We start from the raw sequence: 12,193 nt of genomic DNA on the forward strand, positions 1-12,193 counted from the left end.
AAATACCTCTCATAAGTGGTTTGTCAGTTTGGATACCAACGATTACTTCAATTTCTTTAACAACGTAGCCTGGTACTAATGCAGTAATAGAAGAAGGAACCTTTGTTTCGGCATCTAAGATACCTTTCTCATTTTCTTCTGACATAAGATTTTTAACTTCGTCAAAAAGTTCTTCCGTTTTCTTGGTAGTACCTGATAAGAAAGAGTCATCACCTTCATAAGGTGTGTAGTTTGCTTGAATAAAGCCACGGACATCAATCTCTTTTGTCCAGTCGCCAGTTGTAAAGCCTTCCCATTGTGGTTTGCACATGATAATAATCCTCCTGTCTGTAACATAATTGTGAGTAGTTAGTTATATTACAACCATTCAGTATCTCGAAAATCAGTATGACTGCCGAGTATCTCAATAATTTATTTGAGTTGCTCTTCTGCTTTGACTCAAATGAGCTGTTATACCGAATAGTATGAAATATATCGAGTTTAGTTAAAAACAATATATTTACTCTTTCGTATTAAGGATGATATCAACAGCGCAAACGTTAAGGAAGCAATCAATTTGTCCAGCGGATATCTGTTTTCCTATAATTGCATTATAAATGAATACTGTATACACGTCAAGCAAATTGTTAAAAATTTATCGATATTTACAATTATTTTATGGAATACAAAATAACGGCCCTTGCTTGACGTTAGAACCATGATAGAATATAATAAAGGAGATTTGATAACAATGTTAATTATAATGATTTTGAGTAATGTAGCTTGAAGTTTTTATTGACATATTATTATGTCTAATATAGGCGGAAAATACTCATAATAAAGGAGGTCAATGGTATGGCTAAAGTAACAAAGGATATGATTATTGCAGATATCATCGCTTTGGATCAAGGAACAATTCCAATTTTATTAAATTCTGGTATGCATTGTATCGGTTGCCCATCTTCTCAAGCTGAATCAATAGAAGAAGCAGCTATGGTTCATGGTTTAGATGCAGATGCATTAATAGATGATCTTAATGCTTATTTAGAAGGCAACTAAGAAGAAGATCATGAAATAGGAAAAGCTATAAGAATAGCTAAAATAAGGCTATCACAAAATAGAATTAATTTTGTGATAGCCTTAAATATTTTTTATTTTACATAACAGATAAAATTTGTATTGCATTTTCTTTTACAATAGGTTCAAAATGCTCTGCATAGTAACTAGCAGTTGCATATGTTGTTTTCTCTGACTTCCCATACTCTGTTATTATGTTACATACTTTGTTGAACTCCTCAGGAGTGTGGTCAGACTTTGTAATTAACAGATAATAACGTGAGTTTGTCGGGTCCTTATATAAAGTGTTTTGACCTTTATACATAGATACGAGAATCTCTGATACAGAAATAACAGTATCAAGGCAATCAAAAGAGAATACCTTAGTCATATTAGTGGTAATAGTAACAGAACCTTGAGCTTTAGGAGACTCAGTAGTTTCTGAAGTTGGTTCTTCTTTATTTGACTTAAGTGCTTTAGGAAGAGGAATAAATTCATCTGAATCTATATCATCTTTCATTGTATCGTCAATTAATTCATTTAATTGATCAAAACAATTAATGATTTCATCTGCAGAAGGTTCATCATCGGAATCTAAATCAGAGGAATCATTGTCTGTATCAGTAGTAAATTTAGAGAATCTAGTATCAAGTTCATCTGGATCCTCCACTTTAGTTATCACTAAAATCAGACATTCACTTGAGATTGGGATTGCTTCGATCATTAATGGAATATCATCTGCTTCGAATCCGAATTCAAAAGAAGCCTGTTGCATCATATCACGAAAGAGTTCTTTTGCCTTCTCAGTTCCATATGCGAGCTCACTAATCTTGAGTTCACGATCTATTAAGTCATCTTTGTTCAGAGTACATCGAATTTGGCTGTCATTGATCTTTTCTATCTTCATAGAATCACATCCTTTTCTATGTTATTGAAAATTCAGCTAAGTTGTTAGTTGCGGTTTTAACTGGGAATCTATTCAGATGTTTATGTTTTTCATAAAACGAACTAAACAGTTATTGGATAAAAATGTACATTTATCCGTATACAAAGTATAATTCATACATGCCATAAAGTCAATAACATAAAATACGTATAAAACCGCAGAATGCTCGTTCGTATTTGCAATTTGAGTAACTACTGGAAGGATTGCAGTAATCTGTTCCATAAGAGTATACTACATCTGACTAGAAGAATGAATGCTACAAACTAATGTATGCATTTGATTTGATATGTTGACAGTATACCCAAGAGACTCATTTGTTACACTAGCGGGATCAGAATATTTATGTTAATACTAACTAATAATACCTTCTAAAATTTGTTTAATATTTACACGAAGTATCAATTGCATATTTGGTAAAAAAGTACTATAATAGTGCTTGAGATGTAATAATTTTACAAGTTTTTCGCGATTAAAATGAAAGAAAGGAGAGTGTTTCATTATAGTTTGTTAGAGAAATATCAATTAATTAATAAGCTAGGTAGTGGAGGTACAAGCACCGTATTCCTGGCAAAACATCGACTGCTTCATTCACTACGAGTAATCAAGTGTCGAAGTAAAAGCAAGATTGTCAATCAATATTCTTTAGAAGAATCTATTATTTTAAGTCAATTGCATCATAGTAGAATACCTGTTATGTATGACTGGGAGGAAGATGACCAGAATACGTATCTTATAATGGAGTACTGTGATGGCCAATCATTAAAATCTTTGATACGAGCTCAGGAGTCTATATCTGAGGAACGTATTCTTCAATTTTCATTACAAATCTGTGAAGTAATTCAATACCTACATAATCAGGAAAAGCCCATCCTATATCTAGATTTAAAACCAGATAATTTACTTGTTTCTGAGCATGGAATCACGTTAATTGATTACGGCTCTGCAAGATTTAGAGACGAAGAAAGGAGTAGAGAAGCTATTGCAGGTACCATTGGATATGCGGCTCCAGAACAATACAATGGGGGGATTCTTGATGAGAGAACAGATATATATGGTATCGGTATGGTCATGTACTTTATGGTTACCGGATGCCTCTTTATGGATAATTGCTCGCACATTGAGAATGTAGATTTAAAAGGGAGATGTTCTAGCCAGATTAAGAGGATTATTAATCGTTGTACTAAGGAAAATCCTAAATTACGGTATCAGAGTGTAGATCAAATTATATCTGCACTTACCAAGATGCAAGAAAGAAGAACGAAAAACAATATGTGTAAAACAAAAACATCTCTGACTATCGCAGTTGCAGGAGTTCAAGGTAAAGTAGGGGTCACACACGTAGCACTTGCATTTACTAAGTATCTAAATCAATTCCTAGGAAAAAGTCTATATATTGAACGTAATTGTAGTAGAGATAGTATGGATATAATCAATAGTAAGGGAGATTTCATTCTAGAGAACGAGGTCTATATATCAAAGGATCTGCACATACTTCCATGTGTAAAAGGTGTGGCGGAGGGTCTAATAAAGGAATACGAAACAGTTGTTATAGATTATGGAGTACTGAATAAGGAAAATCATCAGGACTTTGAGCGAGCTGATTTATGTCTGTTAGTAACCAATTCTAAGCCATGGCAAATCAGCAATTCTATTCGGGATATGATACATACCTTTGATAAATCAATCACCCTTATATTGAACCTTACATCTTATAAGGAGTATGAATATGTCATCATTAATGAGAGTTTTAATCAAGTTTATCGAGTTCCCTATATACCAGACCTTTTATTTAATAGTTATGATAAATCAATATGGGAATTGATACATACAATGATTGCGGAGTTGACAACGAGTTATTCGAAAGGAGAAAAGGATGGTCGGTGGAAGAAGTTCACATCCTGGGCTATTAAGAAAACAAGGTGAGACTGTGATTGCTATGATGGGAACTTTGTCTGGAGCTGGGGTAACATATTCTACTATATCGCTTGGCACATATCTTTCTCATTACTGTCATTATCGCGTAGCTTTAGTAGAAGGAAATGCGAATATGCATTTTTCTTATATAAAAAGGGCGGCAGGTGCCATAGGAGAAGAAAATTACTTTTCTGTCGGTAAACTTGACTATTATCCAGATGCCGATGAGGATATTTGGTTGCGGCTACAAAGAGTGACATACGATTATATACTTGTTGATTATGGAGTATATGAAGGAGGTAAGCAGAGCCAATATGTTAGATGTAAGTATCGCTTTCTAATAGGAAGTCTATGTGAGTGGAAAAGAGAGGCCTATAAGGAAGTTATGGATACAGAAAGTACAGGTGTAGGGATTAGTTTCTACTTGGCTACTCTTGGGCAGAGATATGACATGAAAGAATTCTATCATGAATTTGGAATAAAATTATATGGTATTCCCTGTATCTATGATCCATTTCTCTTAGTAAAAGAAGTTATTCAGTTTTGGAGAGGATTCCCCATTTGAGATTCCTTTGATTTTATTTGAACGTAATAGTATTCTGCGGAGAGAAAGGACTGGTTCATGTCTATAATTAGAAAAGGTAAAAGAAAGATAGCTAAGAAAAAAGTTATGATGATTTGTATCGTGTGTTTTATAGTAGGAATTATAGTGTTTATTGGAGGAGTGGTATTTTATAATAAAACAATCGCTAAAACTCCAGATGAAAAAGAATTACCAATAACATATGGAGTAATTGTTTTGGAAAATCTAGCGAAAGGAGAAATATTAAAACCAGAACAATTAGTGAGTATTCAGTTAACAGATGCAGAGCATAGGCTGAATACGGTTCAATTAGAAGATGCTATTGGTGGTAGATTAAGATATCCAGTTGAGTCCAATACTATTTTGTTTCCGGAAATGATCGATACAGGAGTACTTGTGGCAGATGACCTACGTAAACATGTATATCATTTCATTGAGATAACAGATGCATTAAGTAGCGGTGATTATGTGGATATCCGTATTCAGTTTCCCAATGGAGCTGATTATATAGTGCTTTCTAAAAAGCGAGTCTTAGCTTGTTCCTTGTATGATGAAGTGGAACAGACAGATAATAGCTTATGGATAGAAGTGTCAGAAGAAGAGATATTAACCTTAGCAAGTGCTGTTGTGGATGCTTATTTTAATGAGCAGGCAGAGATTTATGCAATACAGTATATATCGCAAGATCAAGAAAAAGCAATTGTTACATATCCAGAGAATGATATTGTTCATTCATTAATACAAGAAGATCCGAATGTTGTAGAGCGAGCAATAACACACATGGAGAATCGGGTAAGAGAGCGTGTAGCTATGGAAATAAAAGAATATTCGGATAAAAGTAGACAAAATACTAACACCGAATATAATAATCAACAGTCTGCAAAGGAGGATACAGTAAAATTAGAAAATACTGATTATATTGATAATAACTATGTAGATTAAAAATAAGATATAAAATATAAAAGATATAAAAGATTACGGTGTATGGTATGAATAAATATATCACACAATACAACCTTCTTATCCAAAAGCACCTCAAAGGATTAATATCATGCCATATACCGTATTTCTAAATTGTTACACTTTTGATAAATTTTGTGGTATACTATAACTGTTTGGCGAAAAATAAATTAGTGTTTATTAGCACATGGGTTTAGCAGCCTAGTACAGATAGGAGTAATTTATGAGCACGTACGATATTCGAAGACAAATTAAGAGAGAAAATAAAAGCAAATTAATTAGTGAAATCGGTATGGTTTTATTCTTGTTAGTTATTATATTTTGTCTGATCTTTGCAGGGAACTTATCTAATCCATTTCATGTATTAGATGCAAAAAATGGGAAAGACTTAATACAGGAGTTTAATGCAGGTGTTGATTATGTTAAAGTAACCGATGCTTCATTAGAGTTTACTGGTTATTATAAAGAAGATAAAAATGGTAAGATTCTTTATAATTGTTATGCAACTGTTATTGGAGACGAAAAATTCTTTGTGTTTGTGCCGGCTAGCCGATTAGGAGAAGATGCTAACAAACCGGACGAACTTCTAACAAACTATTCATTTACAGCACGTATGCACACTGCTCCAGATTTGCTAAGTATTGTAGCCGAAGATTATGAAATGACTACAGAGGAATGGATTGATACAGGAATTATATCAACAGTAGTACTCGATGAAGCAAATGCTGATCTTATAAGAATGTATATAATATGGGGTGCGCTTATCTGCGTTGTCTTGTTATGCATTACTTACTGCATTATATCTTATAATAACCTAAAGAATATATATAAACGAAAAGAAGTTATGAATCTTGCAAAGTATGGTGAGATTGATAATGTATTAGATACGATTAATGACGAAGTTGAAACAAAGTTAGAATTCGACTCTGTTAATATGAAGATTACTAAGAATTATCTAATAGCATTTACAAATGGTAAGATATATCTAGGAAAAAGGAAATTAATTTCAAAAGTAGAACTAACTTCAAAAGTAAAGAAAGCATATGGAATTATAAAACTAGGATATGAAGATTTCCTTCAGATTTACGAGGGCGATAAAAAAGTGTTTGAGATACCAATTCTTAACGAAGTAGAGGTGGCAGAGGTTCTCTCTATAATAAATACTGAATAGATTAATAAAATATTAATGATTAATAAGTATAAATAGCGAGAAAAACATAGAAATGACACGATAATACTGTTATAATTGAGAAAAAGGTATCGTATTATATCATCGGAATAAATTATGGAGGAACATACATGAAACAGAAGATTAGATTAACCATAATAAGTGTAATCTTATTCTTGGCAATTGCCATCACAGCAGGAATTATGATGTATAGTAAATTTGCCCCGAGCAAAAAAGTTATGGATCTTTATGAATATTATCAGACAGCAGATGAAGATGATGTTGTCTTAATACTACAAAACGAGATATACGAGCAAAAAGGTAAGATCATTGATGGGAAGATCTACGTTGATTATGATACGGTAACATCGTATTTTAATAAACGTTTTTATTGGGATGATAATGAGAGTCTTTTAATCTATACTACTCCTACTGAAATTATTAAGTCGGAAGTAGGAAGTAAAGACTATTATATAAATAAAAGCAAGAAATCTATGGACTATGCTATAACCAAAGTGGAAGACGGAACTGTTTATATAGCATTAGATTATGTAAAAGAATTTTCAGATGTTAAGTATACCCTGTATGAAGATCCGAATCGCGTTGTAATTACTTACGTATGGGGAGAAGAATTCCTATATGCAGATATTAAAGAAGCAACACAATTGCGTTATAAACCAACGGTAAAGGGAGACATATTAAAGCAACTTAAGAAGGGTGACCGTGTTCAAATTATAATCGATGAAGAAGAGATAAACAAACGTTTTACGAAGATTATGACAGAAGACGGTATAGTAGGATATGTTAAGAATTCTATGACAAAGAATTCCTACTATGAGGCAGAAGAGAGTAATTTCAAAAAGCCGGATTATACAAGTATATCTAAAGATTATAAAATCAACTTAACATTCCACCAAGTTACTAACCAAACTGCTAATAATCATGTGTTAGAATATCTTGGTAATACAAAAGGGGTAACAACAATATCACCTACTTGGTTTAAGGTGTCAAGTGTTGAAGGTGATGTTGAGTCATTAGCAAGTGAAACATATGTACAGCGTGCACATAACTATGGTGTTGAAGTTTGGGCTTTGGTAGATGATTTCACCAATGGTATCGATATGACGAAGTTGTTAGCTTATACAAGTAGAAGAGATAAATTGTCCAATGAATTAATTGCATTAGCTATTAAATATAATTTAGATGGTCTAAATTTAGACTTTGAGAAGATTCCAGAGGCTGCTGGACAGGATTATATTCAATTCTTACGTGAAATGTCTGTAAAATGTCGTAACAATGGTATCGTATTATCAGTAGATAATTATGTACCAAGTGCGTATACAACTCATTATGATAGAGAAGAACAAGGTGTACTTGTAGATTATGTAATAACAATGGCATATGATGAACATATTAATGGTTCGGACGGAAGTGGTTCGGTAGCTTCTATTGGATTTGTAACAGACGCGGTTAAGAATGTCTTAGAAGAAGTACCAGCAGAGAAAAACATAATTGCAATTCCTTTCTATACTAGATTATGGGAAGAGTCAGACGATGGAGTAACAGCAAAAGCGTATTCAATGGAACAAGCACAAACAATTCTTGACCAGAATAATGCCGAAGCTAAGTGGGATGACGAAACAAAGCAGTATTATGCGGAATATGAAAGAGACGGCAAAACCTATAAGATATGGTTAGAGGAAGAAAAATCCTTAGAAGAAAAGCTAAAGGTTATTATGGAAAATGACGTTGCAGGTATAGCAAGCTGGAAGCTTGGACTTGACAAGAGTAGCGTTTGGAATATGATTTTAAAGTATGTTAATTAGTTAATTAGAATAATTAAGCAAAATCAAGAAGATGTTTATTGAAGACGCTAGAATGTAGGTTCATGAAAGAAGCTACATTCTAGTGTCTTTTTTTAGCTATTAAATAACTTACGCACATTTGTTCATTAACAAAGTACATCAGCAAAACTCTCAATCACCTAGCCTTGCTTCTTAGCTGCGTACTATAACTAAGAGACAATAGCGAAACATCTATAGTACTTCTTAGAGGGTACTTAGCTAACGTAGGAATGCGAGCCGAGGAGGGCGAGCAAGCCTGAGCTGAGGCAGGATGCCGAATCGAAGGCGGTTCCGTATCACTTGAATACTTATAAAGTACCCACCTAGAAGAACTTAGATGTGTAGCGTGTTTCGTGTTATAGTACGCAGCTAAGAAGCATTCAAAATATACCTAGAGTTTTGCATCACACTTGAGAAAACTTTTTTGTTGAATAGTTCCGCTTGCCGTATCATAAGATAGAATGAGAATATATCGTCAGGTTAAGACAGGGTATGAATAAGAAAAAGATGATTACAATGGTAGTGGCTGCGCTATTTCTAATAGGGCTTTCCACAGCTATTGGTATTAAAACATTAAGTGTATTTAATGAAGGTAAGAAAAATCCAGAACCATTGATTCCTAAGTGTACCGTTATTATCGATGCTGGCCATGGAGGTTTTGATCCGGGTAAGGTGGGAGTTAATAATGCTTTAGAAAAGGAGATTAATTTATTAATAGCAGTAAAGTTAAAGAGTCTCTTAGAGCAAAATGATATTAATGTTATAATGACCCGTGAAACAGATGAGGGGCTGTATCAAGAATCGGATTCAAACAAAAAGAATGCAGATTTGAAAAAAAGAGTAGAGATCATTAATTCAAGTGATGCTGTGATTGCAGTTAGTATTCATCAAAACTCTTTTCCAGAAGAGAGCTCATCCGGAGCACAAGTATTCTATCATAATAGATCTCCAGAGGGACAAATATTAGCAGAGATTCTTCAAGAACAAATTAAGCAGACCATTGGAGATGGCAATCATCGTGTGGCAAAATCAAATGAAAGTTATTATATGTTAAAGAAGACAGAATGTCCACTTGTTATTGTCGAATGTGGCTTCTTATCAAATTGGAAGGAAGCAGAGTTGCTTGTGAACGAAGATTACCAAACTAGAATGGCATGGGCAATTCACCTTGGAATCATGAATTATCTTAATACATATGTATATGAATAAGAAAAAAGTGGTAAATTACAGAGTGTACGTAATTAAAAATTCAAAAAGGTATGCAAAAATATTAAGTAGTGTTATAATAGATTGGATAAAGTCGGTCATGTATAAGTATTTATATAGAAAAATAGACCTAGGTCTACAAAATAGTCGACCTACTTAAGAAAAGGCGATGAAATTATGGATACAATAATAAAGAAAATAAATGAAGAAGAATTGGAACCAGGTTGCTTACAAGATGCAGCGGCTATATTACAAAAAAAAGGCTTAGTTGCATTCCCCACGGAAACAGTATATGGACTTGGTGGGGATGCATTAGATACAGAAGCTGCTAAGAAGATTTATGCTGCGAAAGGAAGGCCATCGGATAATCCCTTGATTATTCATATTGCAGATGTGGATAGCCTTAAAGACATTGCTGAGGAAGTACCGGAACAGGCATATCAACTAGCAGATAAGTTTTGGCCAGGTCCTTTAACAATGATTATGCCAAAGAGTAACAAAGTTCCATACGGCACCACCGGTGGACTAAATACGGTGGCCATTCGTATGCCAAGTAATAAAATCGCACTACAATTAATTCGTGAGTCAGGAGTATGTATTGCAGCACCAAGTGCTAATCTGTCCGGTCGACCAAGTCCAACGAAAGCAGAACATGTAATAGAGGACTTAAGCGGTAAGATTGATATGATTATAGATGGTGGAGCCGTAGGTATCGGTTTGGAATCAACAATTGTAGATTTGACAAGCGAGGTACCAACGATTCTACGACCGGGGTATATTACGAAAGAGATGTTAGAGGAAGTTGTTGGAACAGTAGATATTGATAAGACAATAACTGCAAAGAGTATGGATCCTAATCTTAAACCGAAAGCACCTGGAATGAAGTACAAACATTATGCACCAAAGGCGGATCTTACTATTGTGGAAGGTACAGAACAGGCAGTAGTAGATAAGATTAATGAGTTTGCATCGCAGAAGATGGAACAAGGCTGCCTTGTGGGGGTAATTGCAACGGATGAAACATTTTCTAAGTACAAAGCAAACTGTGTAATGACTCTTGGTTCAAGAAACGATAACGAACAGATCGCTAGAGGGTTATATGCAATTCTTCGTGATTTTGATGAACAACAGGTAGATGTTATCTATTCAGAAGGATTTGCAGATACTAATCTAGGGCAAGCTATTATGAATAGATTGCTAAAAGCCGCAGGTTACCATGTGGTAGAAGTGTAGCAATGGGGGGTGTATCTTATTGATTAAATATGAAAAACTTATTTTTGTGTGTATGGGAAATACATGCAGAGGACCTATGGCTGAAGTGATTTTTAGAAGTTTAGATACAGCAAGTGATATGGAAGTAATGTCTAGAGGTCTGGTGGTTTTGTTTCCTGAGCCATCGAATCCAAAGGCGGATACAGTATTACGAAATCATAATCTCTCAATAGGAGATCATATTGCAAAACCTCTAGAACCAGAGGATATTGATGAAAATACACTGATTCTTACAATGACACAAGAGCAGAAGGAAAAAGTACAGCGTGAGTACGAGAATTGTAAGAATGTCTATACTTTAAATGAATTCGTCGGAGAAGATCTTGATGTAATTGATCCATATGGAAAAAGTCTTGCAGATTATGAAGAATGTTATGTTGAACTAGCAAGACTAATTAAGAAAACAGTATATAAGCTAAACGAGGAGGAATAACAAATGATAGCGTTAGGTAGTGACCATGGCGGATATGAATTAAAAAAAGAAATTATAAATTATCTAGAAGAAAATAATATTGCTTATAAAGATTTTGGTTGTGATAGTATGGAATCGGTTGATTATCCGGTTTATGCCAGAAGAGTTGCAAATGCAATTGTAGACGGTGAATGTGATAAGGGGATTCTTATCTGTGGAACAGGTATTGGTATCTCTATAGCTGCCAATAAAGTAAAAGGTATTCGTGCTGCATTATGCCATGATGTGTTCAGCGCAGAAGCAACAAGACTTCATAATGATACTAATATTCTTGCAATGGGTGGAAGAGTTGTTGGACCAGGATTAGCAATCAAGATTGTTGATACATTTATCAATACAGAGTTTTCTAATGACGAAAGACATATTCGCAGGATTAACCAAATCGAAGAATAATGAAATGTATTTGAATAATTAAACTATTGTATAAGTAAATAAAAGACGTTGATTTGAAGAAATTTCAAATTAATGTCTTTTATTTTTTCTTGAAGAATCACTCTATCCAGTATGTGGTATTTTTCGTTACTGCCTATGGATGAGTTATGATATATTAAAAGGTAAAATACAACAAAAAAATATATATTAATATGTACTAAGTAGTAAAAAAGTAACAATAAAAACTGTATATTCACTAAAAATTTGCATGAATATAAGCAATTGGGGAAGATTAGATATAAATTTAAAATCTTAATTTGTGGACTTTTTAAAAAAAAATGGTATAATTAATATGTGATTTCATACAATATGGAAGTATTTTCAAAAAATTCTCACAAGTTGATAATTATGCGTGAATAAT

12 protein-coding genes are annotated in these 12,193 nt (G+C 33.7%); 10 read left to right on the plus strand and 2 right to left on the minus strand.

From position 1 onward, the window contains the following. Positions 1-310, minus strand: a 310-nt coding sequence (locus ACW2QF_RS13260; RefSeq protein WP_455716485.1) for a pyruvate formate lyase family protein, incomplete at its 3' end; no start/stop codon positions are given. A gap of 524 nt (positions 311-834) precedes the next feature. Here ACW2QF_RS13260 and ACW2QF_RS13265 point away from each other — a divergent pair. Further along, the gene (locus ACW2QF_RS13265; RefSeq protein ID WP_455716486.1) at positions 835-1,038 is read left to right on the plus strand and encodes a DUF1858 domain-containing protein; all 204 of its coding nucleotides are present in this window, start codon (positions 835-837) and stop codon (positions 1,036-1,038) included. A gap of 97 nt (positions 1,039-1,135) precedes the next feature. Here the strand turns inward: ACW2QF_RS13265 and ACW2QF_RS13270 are convergent, their stop codons facing one another. Then, entirely contained in the window at positions 1,136-1,942 is an 807-nt protein-coding gene (locus tag ACW2QF_RS13270; RefSeq protein ID WP_455716487.1) for an adaptor protein MecA, read from the minus strand. A gap of 528 nt (positions 1,943-2,470) precedes the next feature. On the opposite strand from ACW2QF_RS13270, the gene ACW2QF_RS13275 reads away from it, so the two are divergent. The 9 genes from ACW2QF_RS13275 (at position 2,471) to rpiB (ending at position 11,793) form a co-directional block, all read left to right on the plus strand. After that, positions 2,471-3,904, plus strand: a complete 1,434-nt coding sequence (locus tag ACW2QF_RS13275; RefSeq protein ID WP_455716488.1) for a serine/threonine protein kinase — start codon at positions 2,471-2,473, stop codon at positions 3,902-3,904. Continuing rightward, the gene (locus tag ACW2QF_RS13280; protein WP_455716489.1) at positions 3,855-4,460 is read left to right on the plus strand and encodes a hypothetical protein; all 606 of its coding nucleotides are present in this window, start codon (positions 3,855-3,857) and stop codon (positions 4,458-4,460) included. Before ACW2QF_RS13275 ends, ACW2QF_RS13280 begins: the two co-directional genes overlap by 50 nt. A 57-nt stretch (positions 4,461-4,517) precedes the next feature. Further along, positions 4,518-5,420 carry a hypothetical protein gene (locus tag ACW2QF_RS13285; RefSeq protein WP_455716490.1) on the plus strand — a complete coding sequence of 301 codons (903 nt, stop codon included), beginning with the start codon at positions 4,518-4,520 and terminating at the stop codon, positions 5,418-5,420. A 241-nt stretch (positions 5,421-5,661) separates the two neighbouring features. After that, positions 5,662-6,609 carry a hypothetical protein gene (locus ACW2QF_RS13290; RefSeq protein ID WP_455716491.1) on the plus strand — a complete coding sequence of 316 codons (948 nt, stop codon included), beginning with the start codon at positions 5,662-5,664 and terminating at the stop codon, positions 6,607-6,609. A 128-nt stretch (positions 6,610-6,737) separates the two neighbouring features. Next, positions 6,738-8,432: a glycosyl hydrolase family 18 protein gene (locus ACW2QF_RS13295; RefSeq protein WP_455716492.1), complete on the plus strand. Its 1,695-nt coding sequence runs from the start codon at positions 6,738-6,740 to the stop codon at positions 8,430-8,432. A 510-nt stretch (positions 8,433-8,942) separates the two neighbouring features. Next, positions 8,943-9,659: an N-acetylmuramoyl-L-alanine amidase gene (locus ACW2QF_RS13300; RefSeq protein WP_455716493.1), complete on the plus strand. Its 717-nt coding sequence runs from the start codon at positions 8,943-8,945 to the stop codon at positions 9,657-9,659. Between the two features lie 174 nt (positions 9,660-9,833). Beyond that, complete coding sequence (locus ACW2QF_RS13305) at positions 9,834-10,889, plus strand: L-threonylcarbamoyladenylate synthase (RefSeq protein ID WP_455716494.1); 1,056 nt, start codon at positions 9,834-9,836, stop codon at positions 10,887-10,889. Between the two features lie 19 nt (positions 10,890-10,908). Then, positions 10,909-11,361 (plus strand): low molecular weight protein arginine phosphatase, encoded by a 453-nt coding sequence (locus ACW2QF_RS13310; RefSeq protein ID WP_455716495.1) that lies wholly within the window; start codon positions 10,909-10,911, stop codon positions 11,359-11,361. A gap of 3 nt (positions 11,362-11,364) precedes the next feature. After that, on the plus strand, positions 11,365-11,793 hold the full coding sequence (gene rpiB / locus ACW2QF_RS13315) for a ribose 5-phosphate isomerase B (RefSeq protein ID WP_455716496.1): 429 nt from the start codon (positions 11,365-11,367) through the stop codon (positions 11,791-11,793). Positions 11,794-12,193: the final 400 nt, after the last annotated feature.

The organism is Anaerosporobacter sp., from assembly GCF_965301125.1.